This is a genomic window from Halobacillus naozhouensis, assembly GCF_029714185.1.
Lineage (GTDB): Bacteria > Bacillota > Bacilli > Bacillales > Halobacillaceae > Halobacillus_A > Halobacillus_A naozhouensis.
The window spans coordinates 2,994,448-3,017,863 of the sequence record NZ_CP121671.1 but is presented as its reverse complement, the minus strand read 5'-3'; the positions used below and the strand labels follow the sequence as shown (position 1 = coordinate 3,017,863).

Annotated in this window: 17 protein-coding genes; 12 read left to right on the top strand and 5 right to left on the bottom strand. The window is 35.0% G+C overall.

Annotation, left to right across the window (positions count from 1 at the left end; translation table 11 throughout):
• Window positions 1–34: 34 nt before the first annotated feature.
• The 3 genes from P9989_RS15790 (at window position 35) to murJ (ending at window position 3,574) form a co-directional block, all read left to right on the top strand.
• Entirely contained in the window at window positions 35–1,132 is a 1,098-nt protein-coding gene (locus P9989_RS15790) for a glycosyltransferase family 4 protein (RefSeq protein WP_283075825.1), read from the top strand.
• A gap of 51 nt (window positions 1,133–1,183) precedes the next feature.
• A complete protein-coding gene (locus tag P9989_RS15785) occupies window positions 1,184–1,918 on the top strand; it encodes a 7-cyano-7-deazaguanine synthase (protein ID WP_283075824.1) in 735 nt (244 codons plus the stop codon).
• A 126-nt stretch (window positions 1,919–2,044) separates the two neighbouring features.
• The gene (murJ, locus tag P9989_RS15780; RefSeq protein ID WP_283075823.1) at window positions 2,045–3,574 is read left to right on the top strand and encodes a murein biosynthesis integral membrane protein MurJ; all 1,530 of its coding nucleotides are present in this window, start codon (window positions 2,045–2,047) and stop codon (window positions 3,572–3,574) included.
• Between the two features lie 35 nt (window positions 3,575–3,609).
• Here murJ and P9989_RS15775 read toward each other — a convergent pair whose 3' ends face one another.
• Window positions 3,610–4,680, bottom strand: coding sequence for a glycosyltransferase family 4 protein (locus P9989_RS15775; RefSeq protein WP_283075822.1), 1,071 nt, complete (start codon window positions 4,678–4,680; stop codon window positions 3,610–3,612).
• A 44-nt stretch (window positions 4,681–4,724) separates the two neighbouring features.
• Complete coding sequence (locus P9989_RS15770) at window positions 4,725–6,143, bottom strand: O-antigen ligase family protein (protein WP_283075821.1); 1,419 nt, start codon at window positions 6,141–6,143, stop codon at window positions 4,725–4,727.
• A 244-nt stretch (window positions 6,144–6,387) separates the two neighbouring features.
• Between P9989_RS15770 and P9989_RS15765 the strand changes: the two genes are divergently transcribed.
• From P9989_RS15765 to P9989_RS15755, 3 genes are read left to right on the top strand one after another with little or no spacing between them, the layout of a single operon-like run.
• Window positions 6,388–7,719 (top strand): phenylacetate--CoA ligase family protein, encoded by a 1,332-nt coding sequence (locus P9989_RS15765; protein ID WP_283075820.1) that lies wholly within the window; start codon window positions 6,388–6,390, stop codon window positions 7,717–7,719.
• Window positions 7,720–7,737: 18 nt separating this feature from the next.
• Complete coding sequence (locus P9989_RS15760; RefSeq protein WP_283075819.1) at window positions 7,738–9,033, top strand: nucleotide sugar dehydrogenase; 1,296 nt, start codon at window positions 7,738–7,740, stop codon at window positions 9,031–9,033.
• The gene (locus P9989_RS15755) at window positions 9,030–9,743 is read left to right on the top strand and encodes a WecB/TagA/CpsF family glycosyltransferase (protein ID WP_283075818.1); all 714 of its coding nucleotides are present in this window, start codon (window positions 9,030–9,032) and stop codon (window positions 9,741–9,743) included. Before P9989_RS15760 ends, P9989_RS15755 begins: the two co-directional genes overlap by 4 nt.
• 92 nt (window positions 9,744–9,835) lie before the next feature.
• On the opposite strand, the gene P9989_RS15750 is transcribed toward P9989_RS15755, so the two are convergent.
• The 3 genes from P9989_RS15750 to P9989_RS15740 all read right to left on the bottom strand — a co-directional run bounded on the left by P9989_RS15750 (window position 9,836) and on the right by P9989_RS15740 (window position 14,459).
• On the bottom strand, window positions 9,836–10,996 hold the full coding sequence (locus tag P9989_RS15750; RefSeq protein WP_283075817.1) for a CDP-glycerol glycerophosphotransferase family protein: 1,161 nt from the start codon (window positions 10,994–10,996) through the stop codon (window positions 9,836–9,838).
• A 22-nt stretch (window positions 10,997–11,018) separates the two neighbouring features.
• On the bottom strand, window positions 11,019–11,417 hold the full coding sequence (gene tagD / locus P9989_RS15745; protein WP_283075816.1) for a glycerol-3-phosphate cytidylyltransferase: 399 nt from the start codon (window positions 11,415–11,417) through the stop codon (window positions 11,019–11,021).
• A 222-nt stretch (window positions 11,418–11,639) separates the two neighbouring features.
• Window positions 11,640–14,459, bottom strand: a complete 2,820-nt coding sequence (locus P9989_RS15740; protein ID WP_283075815.1) for an SH3 domain-containing protein — start codon at window positions 14,457–14,459, stop codon at window positions 11,640–11,642.
• Window positions 14,460–14,691: 232 nt separating this feature from the next.
• Here P9989_RS15740 and P9989_RS15735 point away from each other — a divergent pair, with 232 nt between their 5' ends.
• The 6 genes from P9989_RS15735 to P9989_RS15710 all read left to right on the top strand — a co-directional run bounded on the left by P9989_RS15735 (window position 14,692) and on the right by P9989_RS15710 (window position 23,411).
• Window positions 14,692–16,350, top strand: coding sequence for a CDP-glycerol glycerophosphotransferase family protein (locus tag P9989_RS15735; RefSeq protein WP_283075814.1), 1,659 nt, complete (start codon window positions 14,692–14,694; stop codon window positions 16,348–16,350).
• Window positions 16,351–16,354: 4 nt separating this feature from the next.
• Window positions 16,355–17,236, top strand: a complete 882-nt coding sequence (gene galU / locus P9989_RS15730; protein WP_283075813.1) for a UTP--glucose-1-phosphate uridylyltransferase GalU — start codon at window positions 16,355–16,357, stop codon at window positions 17,234–17,236.
• Between the two features lie 176 nt (window positions 17,237–17,412).
• A complete protein-coding gene (galE, locus tag P9989_RS15725) occupies window positions 17,413–18,423 on the top strand; it encodes a UDP-glucose 4-epimerase GalE (RefSeq protein ID WP_283075812.1) in 1,011 nt (336 codons plus the stop codon).
• A gap of 35 nt (window positions 18,424–18,458) precedes the next feature.
• Window positions 18,459–21,215 carry a bifunctional glycosyltransferase/CDP-glycerol:glycerophosphate glycerophosphotransferase gene (locus P9989_RS15720; protein WP_283075811.1) on the top strand — a complete coding sequence of 919 codons (2,757 nt, stop codon included), beginning with the start codon at window positions 18,459–18,461 and terminating at the stop codon, window positions 21,213–21,215.
• A 79-nt stretch (window positions 21,216–21,294) separates the two neighbouring features.
• Complete coding sequence (locus P9989_RS15715; RefSeq protein WP_283075810.1) at window positions 21,295–22,485, top strand: CDP-glycerol glycerophosphotransferase family protein; 1,191 nt, start codon at window positions 21,295–21,297, stop codon at window positions 22,483–22,485.
• 107 nt (window positions 22,486–22,592) lie between these two features.
• The gene (locus P9989_RS15710) at window positions 22,593–23,411 is read left to right on the top strand and encodes an ABC transporter permease (protein WP_283075809.1); all 819 of its coding nucleotides are present in this window, start codon (window positions 22,593–22,595) and stop codon (window positions 23,409–23,411) included.
• The last annotated feature ends 5 nt before the right edge of the window (window positions 23,412–23,416 follow it).

Here is a 23,416-nt window from a genome sequence, read left to right as displayed (position 1 = left end):
TCTACAGACTTTAACAAAAAATGAGGATTTTTTAATGAATGAATACATCCAAATTGGAATAGCACTCGCAGTATCCATGTTAGTGAGTTATCTGCTTGTATTTCCAGTATTAAAACTAGCTGTAAAATGGAGAATGATGGACTATCCAGAGGAACGAAAAATTCATAAAGTAATTACTCCACGGATGGGTGGTATTGCCATCTTTGGAGGAGTGGTGGCAGGTATGCTTATAATAAGACCTGATATTGATTATTTAACGCCAATCAGTGTGGGGGCTTTTGTCATTGTACTTACCGGTCTGCTTGATGATCGATACCAACTTCATCCATTAGTAAAACTGACAGGTCAGATTATTGCAGCCTTTGTGGTAATTATCCCTGGATTGAAGATTGACATTGTTACGATCCCTTTTATAGGGATGATCCCGCTAAATGAACCAATTAGTGTGATCTTTACCTTCCTTTGGATTATCGGGATTACCAATGCCATCAATTTAATAGATGGACTTGATGGTTTAGCAACAGGTGTAACTACTATCTCTTTAATAAGTATTGCCATTATGGCACTAGCTATAGAACCCCAAATATCCATCGTCTATTTATGCGTTGTGTTAATAGGAAGTAATTTAGGATTTCTGATCCATAACTTCTATCCTGCTAAAATTTATATGGGGGATACAGGCTCGCTGTTTCTTGGCTACTGTATGGCTATTATCTCCACCGTAGGATTATTTAAGAATGTAACATTATTCAGCTTTGTTATTCCAATCATTGTGTTAGCTGTACCGGTCTTTGATACGGTTTTCTCGATTATAAGACGAATTATAAATAAACAAAAGATCATGATGCCTGACAATAAACATATTCATTACCAAATTTTAGCGGAAGGATTTAGCCACCGAGCTACTGTATTAATCGTTTATGCATTTAGTGCTGTGTTTGGTTTTCTGGCGATTATATTCTCGTTAACCTCATTTGGTATATCCCTAATCATTACGCTAATATTCATTTTGCTTTTACATTTATTTGCTGAATTAACTGGGGTTGTTTATAAAGGAAAACGACCTTTGTTGGATACGATTAGGAAGCAAGGATCTAGAAAAAACAGGAAGCAGAAAAATACTAACAACTAGAGTTTTAAAGCAATCTAAGTTGTTACGGTAGCTTCCAGCGAGGAGGTTAGTATGACACATAATGTTTTATGGACTGGCGGCTGGGATTCAACATTTAGAGTTTTGAATCTGGTCATTGAAAAAAATGAAAATGTGCAACCGTATTATGTACTTGATCCAGTCAGGCCCTCGACTGAAATGGAACTTCGGACGATGGCCTCCATTAAAGAACAATTGGAAAGAGATTTTCCAGAGGCCAGTAAAAATATTTATCCAACTATCGAAATAAAAAAAGAGGATATTCCTCTTAGTGAGGATATTACTAAAGAGTACAACAAGCTCGCTTCATCAGATCGACTCGGTGACCAATATGACTGGTTAGGAAGATATGCAATTTCTCGCAACCTCGATCATCTTGAATTATCTGTGCATTTACATGATAAAGTCCAAGGGCTAATTCAGAATGATGCCTATAAAGTAGAAGATGAAAATGATCATTACTATCGGGTGAAAGCACAGCCTTCCAGACCGGAGTATAGTATCTTTCATCCATATCGTTTTCCGTTGTTGGAACTTTCAAAGTTGGACATGGAAAAGGTCGCAAGAGAAAACGGTTATCAACATATCATGGAGATGACTTGGTTCTGCCACACACCGAAGAAGAATGGCACTCCATGCGGATTGTGTAACCCGTGTAAATACACAAGAAATGAAGGTTTACAAAGAAGGGTGCCTGATCCGAGTAAGGCTGAAGAATTTGGCTATTTCTTGTTTAAAGTAAAAAGAAGACTAAAAAAGATCATATAAAAGAGCCTTAAGCGGGCTCTTTTTTCATTGAAATGGTAAAGAGGTTTTATTCTCAGTTATAATAAGTAGTGGTAGTATGTGGAATAGTGTTTATACAGTATAAAGAGAAAAATGAGGTATACGTATATGTCCAAACTAAAAAAGGCAGCGTTGTGGATCACCATTTTGGCTTTAGTTCTAAAGTTAGTTGGCTTCGTAAGAGAAAGTCTTATTGCAAAAGAGTTTGGAGCTAACGCTTATACGGATGGATTTTTGTTATCTTTTACGTTTGTAACCTTAATGAAGACGCTGATTAAGAATGGGTTTAACTCCGTTTTTTTGCCACAGTATGTAAAAGGGATGCGCGAGGATAATATCCTGGCCCAACGCAATGCGAACAGTCTGTTGAATTATTCAATCTTACTATTAGTCTTCCTGACGGTAGTTACCTACTTCTCAACACCATTTATCGTAACAACTATCTTTGGTGATATGCCGGAAATAACAGAAACTGTAGCTATCAAGATGACTAAAATCTTCTTTCTATTCATGCTCGTAATTGGTCTGACTAGTATCTTGGAATCTTACCTACAAGCAGTACGCAGCTTTGTACCGAACCAGATCGTTAATTTATTAGGGGCGATTATGGCTCCCTTGTTTATCTTGGTATTTGCTGATCGTTGGGGAATATATAGTATCGCTTATGGTTTTTTGTTTGGCCTTTCGTTAGGTTTGATTATCCAGGTGTGGTACTTATATAAATACGATTATAAGTGGCGTCCCACACTTCGTCTGGATAAAAGGTTTGCTAAAACATTTGTTATTTTACTCATACCTGCTATCTTGCACTCTTCAGTCGGACATATCAACGTTTTCGTAGATAAAATGTTTGCTTCTGGAACAGTGAAAGGAGCAGTTACGTATTTAAATAACTCATCTTTATTAATGAGTATTCCAAGTGCTATCTTTCAAACAACTATTGTTGCGATCATTTTCACTTTACTATCCGAACAAAGTGATAACAAAAATAAATTTAAAGAAACATTATATATGGGATATCAAGTAGGCTTAATGACATTGGTCCCAATAGCAATAGGGATATTACTGGTTGCCGAAGCTGCTATTTCATTCATATATGAACGAGGTGCTTTTACGCCGGAGGATACTCAGAATACCCTTGATGCCCTCTACATGTACATTCCTCTCATTGTTACACAGGGTATGCTTATGGTACCTGTTAAAGGAATGTATGCACAAGGAGCTACAAAAAGCCTGCTTAAGATAAGTTCAACAACAGTGCTGCTAAATATTATTTTGAACTACGTGCTGCTGATTCCGTTAGGCTATCCGGGATTAGCGTTAGCCAGTACGATTGTTTCATTCTATTATTTAGTATTTATTACGCTGGTTATTTATAAAGGGTATCCACGCAGTGAGCTGTATAGGCTTCTCAAATTAGTAGTCAAAGTCTGTATCCCGACAGCGGTAATGGCGCTTCCGATCCTGTTGATTCAATGGTTGACTCCCATACAACACATTTATTCATTGTTTCAATTGTTAATCTTAGTTCCTATTGGTGTCATTTTTTATATAGCTGGTTTATATCTTTTTTACCGGGAAGGGTTTCAGCAGATGTTGTCTGTAATTAAACGAAGTAATCAGAAGAGTAGTGGATAAAAAGAAGCAGAGCGTAATCACCCGCTCTGCTTTTGCTAATTCCTATTTTTTAAAAAAACGTCGTATATCTGTTCAAGGTTTTTGTTCAGTATGCTGAAGTCATACTGCTTAGCTTGTTCTTTATTATGTTCGGAGATTCTTTGCATGACTGTCATGTCCAGCTCCAATATTTTTTCCACGAAAGCTTGAATATTCCCCGGTTCAAATAAGTATCCTTCCTGATCATCAGTGATAACGTCTGGAATGGCGCCAACGTTAGTAGATAGCACCACATGTCCAGCAGCCATCCCTTCTAGGTTAGATAGACCGAGTGCTTCGAAGTAAGAAGGAAGGAGAAAAAGATTAGCACGTTCGAATTGTTCTGCCTTCTGTTTTCCCGATAGTGTGCCTAACGTTTTCATATGTAAGTTGTGGGTATCAATTGCCTCCTCTAACACATGTTTCAAAGGGCCGTCTCCCATGATAAGAAACTTGATCTCAGAATGGTCTTTCAGCCGTTTGGCCATCTCAATGATATCGAGTACTCCTTTAATTTTGATGAGCTTGCCAACAAAAAGGATCGTTTTCCCTTCATTAGGTGGTAATGGCTCTACCTCATTAAATTCTTCTATAAAAATTGCATTTGGCAATACAGTATAGTTCTCCTCATCCACAGAAAAAGTATTGATAAATAATTTCTTCCAGGTCTCAGACAAACAAATGATTTGGTCGCACTGCTGTAAGGTATGATTAATCCTTTGTTGTCGCTTTTTACTACTTTTGTTATAAAACTCTACAAACATACCACTATGAATATGGATAATAACCTTCTTCTGTCTCCATTTTGCCAACTTTACGAAAAACATACTTTTCGTAAAAGCTCGATAAGCTGCAGTGTGGATATGAATAATTTCAGGCTTCTGTTTTTTCATTTCCCATAAAAACTTGATCAATATGAAGATGTTAAAGAAAACCTTATTAAGTTTTCTGTCTTTCTTAGGGAAAATATTAAAAAAGCTTAATTCATACCGGCTGCTTTTAAATTTCCGCAGGTTGTTGAGAAATACAGACATCCCGCCAATTGGAGGGGGGAGAGGTCCTACCTGTAATATTTTGATTTTTGACATCTGGTTGGTCTCCTAACATGTAGTGAAGCTTAAGCAAATGCGGCTTAAGCTTCAGAACGGTCTTTATTCATTTTCAGCATATTGATCATCAATAATACCATGGAAATCGCTAAGTAAATGTTAACGGCTGGGGCATACAATACATGACCTGCTAAGAAGGCGATGCCTGTACCTAAACCGATCGACAGCAGGATGAGCATATTCTCGGGATGCAATAAGCGGCCAGGTACTTGAAACAGTAACTTGATAAATAAGCCGACAATAAAAATAAAAGGGACTAAGATGAAAAGAAACCCAATAATCCCATAAGAAAAGAATAAATCAAAGAAATCCATTTCAATTAACTTTGGGCTTTCCCGGTAGTTCCCGGCATAGCCCATCCCGAACATTTTCTGCATGGGGGAAGCATCCATATAATCATTATAAATCTCTGTAAAGTAGACATTTCTAGAGCTTAAGATGATTTTTAGAATAGGTGATTTCATCAATTGCTGCTGGTCTTTATCCTGATTCTGGTCAGAATTATCCTCCCCGGAATCTCCAGAGGATTGATTTTTATTTTGCTCATCACTAGTTTGTTCAGACTGTTCATTTATGGCATCAACATCCCCCGACACATTAGAAAAACTTGGTGAAAAGGGGGTGACCAGCAAAAATAACAGCAAAAATACGAATGAACAGATAAGGCGCATGCTAGTCTGAGGGTTTTTTGTCTTTCGAATCATCTGGATGATCCAGTAGATTAGATAGGTTAGAAAAACAATGATACCCGCTCCCAAAACAGCGAAGTAGCCTACCTTTGTTCCTATAAGGATCGAAACCGCTGCCAGCATCAGCACGGGTATGAAATAGTAGACCTTTTTCAATTTATCAAACTTTATTAGTGCATATAAGTAAACTAAAGGAAAGCTGATGGCTACGATAGAACCGAGTTCATTCCCTGAATAAAACCAGCCTTTAAACCCGAATTTATTCCATTCATAAGTACTCGAGGAGGTCCCTGTTAATATAGCTATGAACATGGTCACAGACACGATCAACATAGCAGCCGATATAGCTTTGAGGATACGGTGGCTGACATCATCTTTATGATCAATGTTAGTAAAAAGCAGTAAATAAGAACAAAGCATTATGGAGAAGTAAACGGTTTTGGCAAGAAACTGAAGTTCCACAAAGGGGTCAAAGACGGGTTTTGCAAAGAAATTATAGACAAGGCCAACGCCGAAGATAATAAACATAGCCAATAAATAGAAAATGACATGTTTCTTCAGTCGACTTGAATTGCCAAAGAAGATAAACCATAAAGATACTACCATAAACAATACTCTGAAAATAATGCCAATGGTCACGCTTGTCTCTAGTGATTTAATTGAAAAGTATGTAAGTATATCCAGGACAGGCTGGATTATAATGAAGAGTAACAGAATCTTTGTATAAAATTCTTTATTTATAATCGTGAGCATCTTATAGCACCTCAACAATAGTTTTATTTCGGACACATGAAGTATAAACCATTATTTTCATGGTGTCTATTAACCATATGTAAAGTCATTTTACAATCGTAAACAAATCTTTACAAAAACAATGTTGTAGAAATGAATAAGCGGGAAGTAGAATTATCCATATCAACCATTGCAAATAGCTACAGAGATAAAGTGGTGTAAATTTTCTAGGAATTCAGCAGATAAACATTAAGGAGAGAGACGTGTGGGTTTGATCAAACGGTTGAAGATTTTCGTTATGGAAAAGATGAGAAAAACAAATGGAATGCACTATTATAAAAAATATAAACAAAGCCAGTGGGGCAGCCAGCAACAATTGACCTCTTCACAATTCAAAAAGTTAACTGAGTTGATAAGTCACGCTTACAAACATGTTCCATATTATAAGGATTATATGGAAAAAGCCGAAATCGAACCTAAGGATATTATCTCACTAAAAGATCTAAATAAACTACCTATTGTAGATAAAGCTGAGATTAAACTTCATAAAAGAGAGATGGTCACTAATAATATAGAGGATTATAATGCAGCGGAAAAGCGGACAGGCGGTTCTACAGGGGAGCCATTAAAATATTATGTCCCGAAGTTATCTCATTCCTTAATGTGGGCGAACCTTTGGCGAGGATGGAGCGTCACAGGTTATCAACCAGGTGATAAAATCGCGATATTAGCTGGAGGATCATTACTATCTGGCTTTGACGTGAAGCGGAAACTGTATTATTACCTGAACAATTGGATTCCCTTTTCATCTTACAACATGTCAGAAAAGACCATGAAATCTTACGTAAGGAAATTGAAAAAAGGTAACGTGAAGTTTCTTTACGGTTATGCATCCTCTGCGTATGAATTGGCAAACTTCATGATTAAAAGAGGAGAAAGCATTCAACTGGATGGTGTGATTACTACATCAGAAGTATTATTCCCTCATTACCGTAAAGCTATCGAGATGGCTTTTACATGTAAAGTATTTGATCAATACGGAGCAAATGATGGCGGAGTGACAGCGTTTGAATGTGAACAACATGAAGGATTACACATTGGGATGGAGCGTTGTCTTGTCGAAATCGTCGATGAAGAAGGGAACTCTGTTCCAGACGGTGTGGAAGGCAGAATCCTGCTAACTGACCTCTCCAACTACGCTATGCCTTTCATACGATATGAAGTAGGAGATTATGGCGCTATTTCTACAAAACCATGCCCTTGTGGCAGAGGTTTAATTCGATTTACACATATTAAAGGAAGACAGCAAGAATTTATCTACTCAGCAGGAAACCGAAAAGTACATGGAGGGTTTTTCTCAACGACTTTCAGACAATATGATGCAATCGAACAATTCCAAGTAATTCAGGATAACGTAGGTGAAGTGAGAGTTAGGCTTAAATTGTCAGACTCCCGATTCGAACAAAATATCGAACGTATCAGACGCAGGATATTAGAGCAAGCTGAATTAAACAAGGTAAATTTAGAAATAACTGATAATTTTGAAAAAACAAGAGGCGGAAAGCATAAATTTGTTATAAACAATGTTTCTGATTGAGAAAGGGGAGTATTTGGGATGAAGAAGTCACTGTGTATAGTAGGTTTAGGTTATATCGGTCTTCCAACCTCAGTAATGTTTGCCATAAATGGACATCAGGTCCATGGAGTAGACGTAAACGATGGGGTAGTGGAGATGATTAATAATAAACAACTTCATATTGAAGAGAACGGACTATGTGAACGTTTGGAGGAAGCAGTTGAAGCCAGATCATTTAAAGCATCCGTAGAGCCGACAGAAGCTGATGTGTTTATAATTGCTGTACCTTCTCCAATTAAAGCAGATAAAACGGCCAACCTGGATTATGTACGAAGTGCTACTGAGTCTATTGTTCCTTATCTTAACCCGGGAAACCTTGTTATTTTGGAATCCACTGTACCTCCAAGAACCGTTGAAGATGTAATGCTCCCTATTTTACGTGAATCCGGATTGAGGTTAGGGGAGGACTTGTTCGTTTCCCATTCACCTGAACGTGTTATTCCAGGAAAAGTTTTTCAAGAACTGGTGGGTAATGATCGAATTGTTGGGGGAATCGACCAGGAGTCTTCACAGATGACTAAAGAATTGTATCAATCGTTCGTACGCGGGAATATACATCTGACTGATGCAACAACAGCTGAGATGGCAAAAGTGATCGAAAATACTTACCGTGATGTCAATATCGCATTCGCGAATGAGCTTGCGTTAATAAGTGAGAAAATTGGCGTCAATTCATGGGAAGCCATTCGATTGGCCAACTATCATCCTCGTGTAAATATCCACACACCAGGCCCTGGAGTAGGAGGACACTGTATAGCAGTTGACCCATGGTTTTTAGCTGAAATTGAACCCGGACTGTCAAATATTATCCAGCTTTCGAGAAATACAAATGACCATATGCCTATATTTACAGCTAATAAAATCGAAGAGTTGTGCCAGGAAAACTTTATAGGAGATCCTAAAATAGCTCTATTTGGGATATCGTTCAAAGCCAATATTGATGATCAGCGGGAGAGCCCGTCCCTGAAGGTTATAGAAAAAATGGTGGAGAGAGGCATGAACTTTACAGCCTTTGATCCGCATATCAAACACAATGTGGTTATGAATCAAACCCAAGATTTGGAGGAAGCCTTGAATCAAGCTGATATTGTAGTCTTTTTGACAGATCATGATGAATTTAAAACACTGGATCCTGAAAAGGTAAAGGATACAATGAGGAATAAACTGGTCTTTGATACGAAGAATGTTCTGGATTTAGACAGATGGAAAAATACAGGGTTCCTTGTAAAGAGATTAGGGGATTCAAAAATTGACAGAGTACAGGTGAAATCATGAAGGAGAAGTTTCTAGGAGTTAACGTAAGCAGCCATTCTTATAACCAACTAAAAGAAAAGATTATGTTGGACATTGAACAAAAGAAACAATCTTTTATCGTAGCGATTAATCCCGAAAAGATTCTTAGAGCTCAACAAGATGCAGAATTGCGGCGCTTACTAAATGGGGCAACATACCAGATACCTGACGGTGTAGGTGTTCTCCTGGCTTCAAAGATCAAAGGAGGAGACATTTCACAGCGAGTAACGGGGATAGATATGCTGCTTACATTATGTGAACAGGCAACCATCCATGATAAATCTGTTTTTCTTTATGGGGCTAAGCCAGGGGTGGCTGAAAAAGCGAAAGAAAGCCTAATCAGGAAATATCCTAATTTAAAAATAGCTGGTGTGTTGGATGGATATGTAAAGGATCAAGGATATATCAAGCAGCAAATCAATGCAGCTAAACCTGACATCCTATTTGTGGCACTAGGAAGTCCAAGACAAGAACACTGGATTGTTGAGAACATGAAAGACCTTGATGTGCGAATTTTTCAGGGGGTAGGCGGTTCGTTTGATGTATTGTCAGGTAAAGTGAAGCGTGCTCCAGCTATTTTTCAACGATTTGGAATTGAGTGGTTGTATCGTTTGATCATTGAGCCGTGGAGAATCAAGAGACAGATTAAGCTGCCTATGTTTTTATTCAAAGTTTGGGAAGGCAGGAAATAAAAAGGGGTATTGAAAGGGGGCGTGCCTCAACGAAACATTGTCTGGTTCGTTATATTAAAAAACAAAGATAACCGTTAAGATCCCCTTAACGACTATCTTTGTTCGAATAAAGCTTCTTCTTTCTCTGCTACATCCCCATAAATAGCTTGGATGAGTTGCTGGCTGGATTGTCCTTTTGAATATTGATTCCAATCTAGAGAAAACTGGTTGACAACATTCATATTGTACGGCTCATTCAGAATAATCTCGATAATTTCTTCACTTGTATAAGCAACAGGGCCAGGAACCATCGAATGATAGTCATCCCAAAATCCTCGTGCCCTCGAATAATCCTCAAGGTCATACGAATAGAAAATCATCGGTTTATTCAATAACGAAAATTCATAAGGAATTGAAGAATAATCGGTTATTAATAAATCCGTAATCATTAATAGTTCATTAATTTTCTCACCTGTCGAGACATCAATGATAAAGTTAGGAAAAGAGTTCATGAACTTTGTCCTAATTGCCGGATGAAGACGCATAAGAAGTACATAGTCTTCCTGTAAATTCTCATACATTAATTTTAAATTTAATTGAATATCTGGATCGGTTAACTTATTGTCCCGAAAAGTTGGGGCATATAAAATAACCTTTTTACCTTTAATTCTAGGATGTTTTCTCTCCATCCTAGCCTTGATATCTTCGTTATCCTCTTCTTTAAAATAGTAATCGGTTCGGGGTACACCTGTTCTCAAGATTTGAGTGTCGGAAAGCCCGAAACTTTCCTTAAATATATCCGCCATTTTTTCAGATCCCACGACAACATGATCAAATTTACTATACACCTTACGAAAACGCTCGTTGGCCCGTTTTGTCCTGTTGTGGATTGAAGGATCCTTAAGCCCGAACCTTTTTACAGCTCCAGAGGCATGCCAAAGTTGTATGCACTCTACGTTATCACGAAAATTAGCAGCAGCTAAGAACCCAAAATAATTATCGACAAACACTTTTTCACAAGTAGCTAGATGATAGATTGATAGTATAAAAGCATAAGGTTTCTTCATGTCAAAGGAAAGAACGGAGGTTTGGGAGTCTTCTCTATAACTATAACGACAACCTACGTCCTTTAAAATGACTATATTTCCACTGTACTGTTTCTTTAAGGCTTCAACAGTGTGCAAAATATTATCCCCAAAAGAAGAAACAAACACCGTTTTCCTCTGTTGGGGACTCATTTTAAACACTTCAAATAAAATTCTTACTGTAAGCAAGTACATGCTTACAAGAAGGTCTCTAACCATTTTCCACATCAAGCAAGTCGTCTTTTATTTTAGACGTTGAAATCCCTACAGTACGTGGAAGATAAATGACCTCACAGTATTCCTTCAAATGATCAAATTTACCTTTCCAGTCATCTCCCATGACAAAGATATCAATGTCATGATCCTGAACGTCATTAACTTTTTGCTCCCAATTATCTTCAGGGATGACTTCATCAACATAACGAATGGCTTCTAAAATCATTTTGCGGTTTTCGAAACTGTGATAAGCTTCTTTATTTTTAATAGCATTAAACCCATCCGAGGAAATCGCTACAATCAAATAATCCCCTAATTCTGCTGCTCGTTTCAATAAATTTATATGTCCCCAATGCAACAAATCAAATGTTCCATAAGTTATAACTTTTTTCACATTAGATCCTCCTTGGCCTAGAAGCATTAAACAATAAAATGTCTATTTTTATTTACAAAAAGGAATATACAATACCTACGTTTATTTTAACATAAAAGTTTATAAGGATTAACACTAACACATTTTACATCTCTCTTGTTAATTAATCAATAGATAGATAATTTACTATAGAATAAAAAAATCGGCTCAAGATAGAGCCGATTTTAAAAAGTTGCTATTAATCTATCGTTCATATACATAAGTACCATTTCCGTTACTAGTCCAAGCTTTTGTACCGTTGTAATATATTTGATACCATTCATTGTCTCTAACAAGCTCATTGTTTTCATCGAGGACGCCTGCTACTAAGTAACCCTGGGAGACTTGTCCTATAACTTCATTACTTGTAGAAGGACCTGAGCGAATATTAAGGTTATCTACGCCGATTTCCAATAGATTTAACAGTTTTAAATAATCTCCGTGAACCCATCCAGTTTTGCCATTATAGGAAACTTGGTACCAAGCCCCATCTTTGCCTAATACTGTTATCTTAGAGTTATTTGGGATACTATCTAGGATGCTAGAATTCGTGGTGGGAAATTCCCGCAAATTTAATGATGGATCTGCATTAACTATTCCATAAACATTCACAGGGAACTCTGTAATGTTTTGTGTTGGTTTATCCTGACCCGGTTTAGGCTCTGATCCAGGCTCTGGTTGGCCCTGATATGACGGGATATCAAAAACTAAGATATAGTCGCTTAATGAGTTGTAAATTTGCGTTAATTTATTTGTCTGTATTTCTGCCCACGCAACATGAGTAGCGTACTGATGTACTCCAGGATTGTCTGGGTTCCACCTCATTTTATATAAGGTATCTTGTCCAGTTTGAATATAATTCTGAGATACAAAAGCTGCTCCCCCAATAATTGCTTTTTCTGGTGTAAACCAACCTTTTTTGAAAGCAGTTTTAGCTCCGCCGTTTAATGGGTTGTCATCAACTGCTCCGATGCCGTACATATTGTAGACAGTATAAGTTGCTTTCGACTCGCTTACAACATCCCCATTCGAATCCACAGGGACTCCTGTAGCTAAGGTAGATGTTCCATTACCTGTTTCATGTAAAACATGTGAGAGAAGATAAGCTTCATTAATGTTATATTTTTGTCCCGCCTCAATAAAAGCATTTGCTTTTCCACTTAATATGCCAGCGTTATTTAAAATTTTTGAGTTAACTTCAGAAGGATCTAAACCCGCGGGCTGGGATAGAACAAGGAACTGATAAAAACTCCCTGAATTTTTAGGAAAATTAGATGGGTTTAGATAGTATGCAACTTGCTCTCTTGTTGCAGGTATTCTACCAGCTCCATCTGCTTTTGGTGTTCTAGTCATTTGTATATCTAATGCATAATCGAAGCTATAGTTGTATTTAGTAGTTTCATATATTAGCTTTTCAGTGCTAACGTCTGAACGATGGATGTATCCAAATTGGGCTTTCCCGTCTACATAAACGGTTGCCCTATACCAGTTTTGGGAAAAACTTTCAAATTTTAAGATAGTATTTTTTCCATAGCTTTTTACTATTTTAGAACTTCTAGAAGCGTAGTTATATACATTAGTAGGTTGTTTAGTGGCTAACCCCTGAATAACTTTGTTTTCTGAATAAATTTGCTCAATTTGGTTAGCGTTAATATACCCTGTTTTCATTTGCCCATCAATATATACTTCTGCTTCATACCATCCACCAATAAATGTTTTAAAGTTTAATACTTGTCCTGCTGGATATGATTTAATTCTGCTAGAATAAATTGAAGCATCGCTGTAAATATAAGTTGGATTGGCTGACCCAAAACCTTTTATATTTTGTTGGTCCTTAGTTGCGTTGGTCACATCATCTTTATGGATAAAACCAGTGTAGTATGAACCATTAATATAGACAGTAGCTTTATACCAATTTACAGAAAAAGTTTCATAGTTAAGTATACTACCCTGAGAATATGTCTTAATTACCTCAGATTTTCTTGAAGCTTCTCCATAAATAGGTGTTGGGTCTTTTAAACCTACTCCTCTAAAACTTTCCTTTTGTGGAGATTTTTGTTCTACATCTTTTTTTGAAATATACCCTGTTTTTTCAACACCATTAATATAAACAGTGGCTTCATACCATTCACTAGTAAAAGTTTTAAAAGATAAATTGGAACCAATTTCATAAGACTTTAATGCATTTGAAGAGGTTGATGCCTCAGAATAAACGTTAGTTGGACTTTTTAATGAAATTGCTGACTTGAGTTCTTGGTTAGCTGTTTTACTTTCCACGTGGGGTTTATATATATATCCAGTTTTAGCTCTTCCCTCTACATAAACAGTAGCTATATACCAGTTATTATTTAGGTTTTTATAGGAAAGTATTGTCCCTTTCTCGTAATATTTAACTGCAAAAGCATCGGTGGTAGCCCTAGCATAAATTTTCGTAGGACTATTTAGAGCGACCCCATTTAACTGGGTAGAGCTGAGATCTACGACTTCAACATCGGAGTGATGGAGATAAGTAGTCTGATAGCCGTTAGCAGTATATACTCTTGCTTTATACCAACTACTTGTAAATGTTTCGAAAGAAAGTAAGGTGCCTTCCAAATAAGTCTTTGTAATGTCGGAATTAACATTTGCCCTTTCATACAGGGGGGTATCTTCCTTGAGTGCTACTCCATGTATGTTTTCGGAAGGAGTCACTGAGGTTGCGATATCAGATTTATGTATAAAGCCTTGAACCATTTTGTTATCCACAAATACAGAAGCTACATACCAATCTGCCGAATAAGATTCATAATTTAATACAGATCCTTTTTCATACTCCTTTATTACTGTTGAAGAGTTAGATGGCTCCTGATAAATCGGCGTGGGAGCGCTTAAAGCTATTCCGCTTAGAGGCGTGCCAGCTGAAACCTCACTAATACCTAAAAATGTTAATGGGAAAACCACCAAAAGTACTACAAAAAAGCGAAAACAAAAATGTACATGAGAATATCTTTGCAAAAACTTATTTCCTCCTTTTAAAAGTTGCAATTTTTCGACAAATCCTCCTTTTAAATTACTAATTACGTTTTCATTATCGTTTAAACTGCTAGATATGTTAAGTTAATTTTAAGGAAAATATTGTTTTTAGGAAAAAAGAACTAAATCATGTTAATTAAACTAGACTATTACAGGGCTGTGCTATATTTATATGGTAGCTATATTAGTTAAGGAATTCTAAGTTAAATAAAAATAAATAATTAAGTATAAAGGATAATGGATAATGATAACTGCTCAGGTCGAAAAAATAGATTCAAAAAATGAAGCTATGATAATTACTGCTAGAATATCCAGTTCACGTGCTCTTTCCTCCTACGGAAAAATTATTTTAAAAGGGAGGAGGAATTTGACTGAATTCACTTCCGATAATATTTGTTTAGAGGTTGCAAAGGAAAAGACTAACAAGAATCTTGTTTATCTAGTTAAAGGGTCATTAGATTATAGTAGCTTAAATAACGGGGAACTTCTTCCAGAGGATATTTACGACTTGTATCTAATCGTAGATAATGGGAGTTATACTGAATTAAGGTTAGGTAACCCCACTTTTAATGGTAGATATTTAAAGAAAGATGGTAGTTACTCTAAACATTCAGAGGTAATGTTATTAAACGCCTATTATACTTTTAAAAAATCTAATTTATCTATCGAAGTGGTTAGATATCCAGCCAGCATATATAGGTACTACAAGTGGGTTATCAGGTTATCCTTTTTGATAAGAATTTGGTTATACCCAAAAAATATATGGATAGTTGGTGAACAACCCTATAAAGCCCAAGATACTGGGGTTTCATTTTTTAAATATGTAAGAGATAAATATCCAAGCAAAAATATATTTTATATAATGGATATTGAATCTGCAGAATATGAGAAGGTTAAAGAACTAGGAAACATTATTTCATATAAGTCGAGAAAACATATTCTTTATGTAATTGGAGCTAGAAGGATAATTAGCTCCCACCATCCAGAATATTTATATCCAAATAAGACTGAGAAGTTTAAAAGAAAAGTCAAGGGGACTAAGATTTTCTTGCAGCATGGGGTAATGGGAACAAAAAATATGAGTTCGAATTATGGCAAGAAGGCTTATAATTTTAATATTGATGAATTTTTAGTAAGTTCTGATCTTGAAAAGGGTATAGTTGTTAATGATTTAGGGTACGACAGTAGACAAGTTCATATAACAGGATTATCTAGATTCGATACACTTTTAAATAAAAAAAAGAATAATATAAAAAGGCAAATTCTGATTATACCAACATGGAGAGATTGGATTACTACGTCTGTAAACTTTACTGACAGTGAATATTTCCAGGAATACAAAAATCTTCTAGAAAGTAAGGAGTTACATGAATTAGCAATTAAATATGAATTCGATATCGTCTTTTGTTTACATCCTAATATGCAGTTGTATTCACACCATTTTATTGCTCAGCCTTCGGTAAGGGTAATAAGTCTGGGTGAAGTGAATGTTCAGGACCTTATAAAAGAAAGTGCACTTATGGTTACCGATTATTCGAGTGTTGGATTTGATTTTAGTTTCCTTAATAAACCTGTTATATATTACCAATTTGACCAAGGCCGTTTTTTAGGTAAAAAAGGATCACACCTTAACTTAGACAGAGATCTTCCAGGCAAAATTTGTTTTACGAACCAAGGTGTACTAGAATTAATTGAGAAATATGCTAAAATGGATTTCGGTGTTGAGGATGAATTTGTTCAAAGAAGTAGGAAGTTCATTAAATATAAAGATACCTCTTCTAATAGAAGGATTTACAATGTGGTCAAAAATGCCAAAAAAAGTAGTTATTTTTCAAATAACTCACTGGTTTTTATAATAATTAACAAATCTTTGCAAAAGTTAAGAAGAAAAATTAGGAGGTAGTGCGATGAGTAGTATTAAAAAGGCAATTATACCTGCTGCTGGGTTAGGAACAAGATTTTTACCTGCAACAAAAGCAATGCCGAAAGAAATGTTACCTATAGTTGATAAACCGACAATTCAGTATATCGTTGAAGAAGCAATAGAGTCAGGAATAGAGGATATCCTAATTATTACTGGTAAAGGAAAACGGGCGATAGAGGATCACTTTGACAACTCCTTTGAATTAGAAGACAACCTTATTCAAAAAGAAAAATTTGAGTTGTTGGAAAAGGTTAGAGAATCATCTAAAGTAGATATACACTACATTAGGCAAAAAGAACCTAAAGGTCTTGGCCATGCTGTTTGGTGTGCTAGGAAGTTTATAGCAAACGAGCCATTTGCCGTTCTTTTAGGGGACGACATCGTGAGAAATGAAACCCCATGTCTTAAGCAATTAATCAATGTCTATAACGAAACACAATCTTCTGTTATTGGCGTACAGCAAGTACCAGAAGCAGACACTCACAGATATGGCATTATTGATCCTATATCCAGTGAAGGAAGAAAATATAATGTTAAAAAGTTTGTAGAAAAGCCTAAACCGGGTACGGCACCATCTAATTTAGCTATAATTGGCAGATATATACTAAAACCTGAAATATTTGATTTCTTAGGTGAACAAGAAATTGGTGCTGGTGGAGAGATTCAGCTAACTGATGCGATTGAAAAGCTTAATGAGTTACAAGAGGTATACGGTTATGAATTTGAAGGTAGTAGATATGATGTAGGAGAACAGTTAGGTTTTATAAAAACCACAATTGAAATTGGTTTATCAAGACCAGATCTAAGTGATGATCTTAGGGATTATTTAAGTACTCTAAATGAAACATTGAAAGAAAAAATATAATTATAAAACGTGCCCTTTTTCAGGGTGCGTTTTATGTTTATATAATGGCCTATTTATAATTGGATATTAACTATTTCAGTGTAGTGTCATAGCGTATTTCGACAAGTTTTGATATAATTACAAGGCTGTAAACTAGAAAAAGTAGTATTACTATAGATGGTGGAGGTTATTTACTAATGGCAATTCTTGTAACTGGAGGAGCAGGTTATATAGGGAGTCACACCTGTGTTGAACTTCTAAATAATGATTATGAAGTGGTAGTTGCCGATAATTTTTCCAATAGCAAAAAAATTGTTTTTGATAAAATTGCCGAGATAACCGGTAAAGAAATTAATTATTATGAAATAGATCTAAAGGAAAAAAGTGAGATTGAAGAGGTTTTTGCAAAAAATGAAATAGATTCTGTTATTCATTTTGCGGGATTAAAGTCAGTTGGAGAATCTGTGACGCATCCAATGAAATATTATCAAAATAATGTTGTGGGTACTTTAAACTTATGTGAAGTAATGCAGGCAAATAATGTTAGAAATTTAGTTTTTAGTTCCTCAGCTACAGTATATGGTGTGCCGGAAAGTAACCCAATTACTGAAGAAGCAAGACTTGATGCTATAAACCCCTATGGTCAGACCAAACTCATGATTGAAGAAATACTTTCTGATTTATATAAATCAGATCAGCGCTGGAGTATTGCACTTTTAAGGTATTTTAACCCTGTAGGGTCACATCCAAGTGGCTTAATAGGAGAAGATCCATCCGATGCGCCGAATAATTTAATGCCTTACATTACTCAAGTTGCTATCGGCAAGTTGGAAAAGTTAAAAGTGTTTGGGGATAACTATCCTACAAAAGACGGTACTGGGGTCAGAGATTATATTCATGTAGTTGATTTAGCTAATGGCCATTTAAGCGCTTTGAAAAAAGTGGAAGGGTCCAGAGGAATAGATGCATTTAATTTAGGGACTGGAGAAGGTACATCGGTATTAGAAATGATCGAAACTTTTAAGGAAGTTTCCGGTGTTAATATACCGTATGTAATAACTGAAAGAAGAAGCGGAGATGCAGCTATATGTTACGCCGATCCGTCTAAAGCGAAAAAGATTCTTTCTTGGAGTGCAACATTAAACCTTAAAAATATGTGTACAGACGCGTGGAATTGGCAAAAAAACAATCCCTTAGGATATGAATGAATGTTAGTAAGGTCGTTATAGGAGAGTGTTATATAATGAAGCAAGGTATTTATAAAAGTACAATTAACGAATATGAGAATAAACTAGCTTATAAATATAGATTTCCTAATGCTAATGAATCAGAATTTCTTTTTTCAATAATTATCCCGGTTTATAATGTTGAAGATTATATCGGTGAAACAATTCAAAGTGTTATCGATCAAACGTTAGATTTTGAAACCCATGTTCAAATAATACTTGTAAATGATGGAAGTCCTGATAATAGCGAGGAAGTTTGCTTGAGGTATTCTGAACAATACCCTAACAATGTTTATTATGTTAAAAAAGATAATGGCGGAGTCAGTAGTGCGAGAAATAAGGGGATTGAATTTGTAAAGGGCAAGTATGTGAATTTTCTGGATTCTGATGATATTTTGAAAGAAGATGCTCTCGAAAAAGTTTACCGTTTTTTTACAAAAAACACTGAAAAAATTGATGTTGTATGTCTTCCAATTTATTACTTTGAAGCAAAAAAAGGGTTACACATGTTAAGTGATAAATTTGATAAAACACGTATAATTGATATTAATGAAACACCAAACAAAATTCAATTACATGTTAGCAGCACATTTATCACAGCAGAACAAGCAACACTGTATAGGTTTGATGAGAACCTTAAATACGGAGAAGATGCAAAATATATAAATCAAATAATCTTAAATAAGGAGGCGTATGGAGTATTATCTAACACCAAGTATTTCTATAGGGTTAGAAATAGTCAAACGTCTGCTATCCAAAACAGTAGTTCTTCTAAAGCTTGGTATAACGAAAGTCTTGTGCACTTTTCTCTAGCATTAATTAAAGATGCTCTGGATAGGTGGGGTACTGTTCCTAAATATCTCCAACATGTAATCATGTACGATTTACAATGGAAGTTTAGAGTTAAAGAATTACCAACCTCTGTGTTAAGCGAAGAAGATCAGCAGCAATTTGTAAGCTTAATACAAGATGTCTTATTTTACATTGACAGCGATGTTATCAATAATCAAAAATATATTAATTTCCATTTGAAATTGTTCGCATTAAAGTTAAAATATCTAAATAGTGAAGACAGCCTTCTGAAAAAGGTGGTACTAAAAGATAGTATTCATTTATATTTCAATGGAAGTCTAATTAATAGGCTTGAGGATCAAAAAGTTTATATTAATACAATGGAAATTAATAATAACAAAATACTTGTTGAAGGTATGTTTGCAAGCGCATTTGATGCAAATGAGTGCCAAATTTCTCTTCTTGTAAATGATCAAGAGTACAACACTGTTCAGGTTGATCGGCCCCTAAGTGATGTAAAAGTCTGGGGAATAACCGTGAAAAAAATACATGGTTTTAAATATGAAATACCGATTAACGGAACAAGAGCCACAAATGACGTGAAGTTTAAGATAAATGTTGATGGTACGGAACGTGTTTTAGGATACAAGCTTGGTAAACATGTCAAATTTTCAAAAAAGGTTCCTAGTTACTATGCAAAGGATAAGTTGATTATTTTCCCAGGTAAGGAAAAATTGGTAGTAGTACCACACACGTTTTTCAAGAGGATAAAAAAAGAGGCAGGTATGGCAAAGAGACTTTATCATTTGTCTAAGAAAAAGTCTGGTGCTAAGAAGGGATTAGCTGTGAGGCTTTTATATTATGCTATCAGTCCACTCTTAGCTAACCAAAATATATACCTCTTTATGGACCGGATTGATAAAGCAGACGATAATGCTGAAGTTTTATTCAGACATGTGGTAAACCAAGATGACGGTATAAAGAAATACTTTGTTATTTCAAAGAAAAGCTCAGACTTTGAAAGAATGAAAAAGTATGGTAAGGTAATTCCTTATGGTACGTACTATCACAAATTAATGTTGATGTTTACGAATAAATTTATCTCTTCTCATGCAGATGAAGTTATTATTAACCCATTTCAATCTATGAAGGTTTACTACAAAGATCTGTTGAATTATGATTATGTATTTTTACAGCATGGGGTAACGCAAAACGATTTGTCAGGATGGTTAAATAAATATCAAAAGAATATTAAGCTTTTTGTATGTGCTTCTCCTTACGAAAAGAACTCAATTGTAAATGGTAAATACGGTTATACCGAAAAAGAAGTAAAGTTAACTGGATTCCCACGGCATGACAGGTTAATTGATAAATCTAATAAGCAAATTGTTATTATGCCAACATGGAGGCAGAACATTGCATCGAAGTTAGATAATAACTTCCAAAGAGTGTATAATGAAGGATTTGCTCATACTGAGTATTTTAAAATGTATAATAGTCTTATTAACGATCAAGAATTAATTAGGAAAGCAAAGGAAAAAAATTATAGTATAAAATTTGTGATCCACCCTAGCCTTAAAGAACAAATTCAAGACTTTGATGAAAAAGATGATATAGTAGAAGTTGTAAACCCTGATGATGTAACTTATAATAAATTATTTAATGAATCAAGTCTTATGATTACTGATTATTCGTCTGTGGCATTTGATTTTGCATATTTAAGAAAGCCAGTAATTTATTTTCAGTTTGACCAGGAAGAATTTCATAGTGGACATTTTTCTAGTGGTTACTTCGAATACGAAAATATGGGATTTGGACCAGTAATTAATACGTTACCTGAAATTATTAGTGAAGTTAAAAACTATCTTGATAGCGATTGTAAACTTCCAGATAATTATAGAGAGCGTATAGACGAGTTCTTTGAACATAGTGATCAAAATAATTCAGTACGTGTATATGAGAGCATAAAGGAAATTCAATAAATTGAGATACTCGAGGGGACGTTGAAAATGTCTTCTCGAGTAATAGTGTCTTCTATTAAAGTCTATGGGGTTTAAGTATATGAAAAAAGTAGTAAATAAAATAAAAATGAATAATGTCGTTACTAGAATGCTCAGGTTAGGAATGAGGTTTTTTAGTATATTTCCTACTAACTCAAGGCTTATTATTTTTGAAAGTTTTCATGGGAAACAATTCAGTGATAACCCAAGGGCTATTTATGAATATTTGAGTAGAGAATATAAGGATTACACATTAATTTGGGCTGCAGATAGAAGATACATTAATAAGTTTAAAAATTATGATATTAGATTTGTGAAAAGGTTGTCACTTAGGTGGCTCTATCTTATGTCTAGAGCAAAAATTTGGGTAGTAAATAGCCGTATGCCACTATGGATGATAAAACCGTCAAGGACTATTTATTTACAAACATGGCATGGTACACCTCTAAAAAAGTTAGGTGTAGATATAGAAAATGTTCAAATGCCGGGTACGGACACTGAAAGGTATAGAAGGAACTTTGTATATGAAGCAAGTAAATGGGATTATTTAGTCTCACCGAATTTATATTCAACAAAAATTTTCAAAAATGCTTTTAAATACGAAGGAAGAATAATTGAAACAGGATATCCCAGAAATGACTATCTATATACGAATAATAATAGTGAAGAAATTTTTTATCTGAAGGAAAAGCTAGGTATACCAATTGAGAAGAGAGTAATTCTTTATGCTCCAACATGGAGAGATGACCAGTTTTACGAAAAGGGTCGATATAAATTTAATTTACAGCTAGACCTGAGTAAAATGAAGAAAGAATTAGGGGAAAATTATGTAATACTATTACGAATGCATTACTTGGTCGCGGAAAATATTGACTTATCCGATCTCGGTGATTTTGTTTTGGATGTATCTAGTTATGAAGATATAAGGGAATTATATTTGGTTTCGGATATTTTAATCACTGACTATTCATCTGTGTTTTTTGATTATGCAAATTTAAAAAGACCAATGATATTTTTCACTTACGATCTTGATGATTATAGAGACCGGTTAAGAGGGTTTTATTTTGACTTTGAGAAGGAAGCCCCGGGGCCTTTACTTAATACAACTTCTAGTATAGTGAAGGAAATAATAAAAATAGAAAATAATGGCCATCAATTCAGTGAAAAAGAGAAATCTTTTTATTCAAGGTTTTGTAAATTAGAACAAGGTATTTCATCAAAACGTGTGATGGATTTCTTGTTGAGAGACTAATTAAAGCATTACCTTCTATTAGTACTAACTAGAAAGATGTTATTCACAAGATACTTCAAATATAGTATTATTGTTTTTTGAATTCACTTATCTGAAAGGAAAAACTTATGAAGTCTGTAATACATGTGATTAAGGAACAATTAGAAAATATTTATCTAATCCGAAGGCTTTCTTTATATGAATTGAAAAGTAAAAATAATAATAATTATTTGGGTATGGCCTGGGAAGTCATAAATCCATTAATACAAATTCTGATATATTGGTTTGTATTCGGTGTTGGAATCCGTGAAACTGGAAATATGAATGTAAATGGACAACAAGTGCCTTTTATATTTTGGCTTATGGCTGGAATAGTGCTGTGGTTTTATTTTTACCAAGCAACAATTCAAGGCTCAAAATCCATTTATTCCAGGCTGAAAATGCTCTCTAAAATGAACTTTCCAATGAGTGTCATACCAAGTTATATTATATTTTCCCAATTCTATATTCATTTACTGATGTTGATTATAGTAATTATCATATTTCAATTGTCAGGTTATCCTATAAATGTTTATTATCTCCAATTTGTTTATTTGATCTTTGCTACATTTACACTTATTTTTGCTATTTCATTGATCACCTCTACCTTGTCAACAATCGTTAGAGATGTGCATATGTTCCTTAATTCAACTTTAAAAATGTTCCTTTATTTATCACCTATCTTATGGGAGATTTCTACGCTAGAAGAACCGCTCCCTACGATTATGAAGTTAAACCCTTTATATTATTTAATTGAGGGTTATAGAGCTGCTCTTTTTGGTGTAGAGTGGTACTTTATAGAGCATTGGCAGTATACACTGTACTTTTGGGGATTAACGATTGTATTCTTGGTATTTGGTGCGGTATTACACATTAAATTTAGAAGACATTTTATTGATTATTTATAAAATGG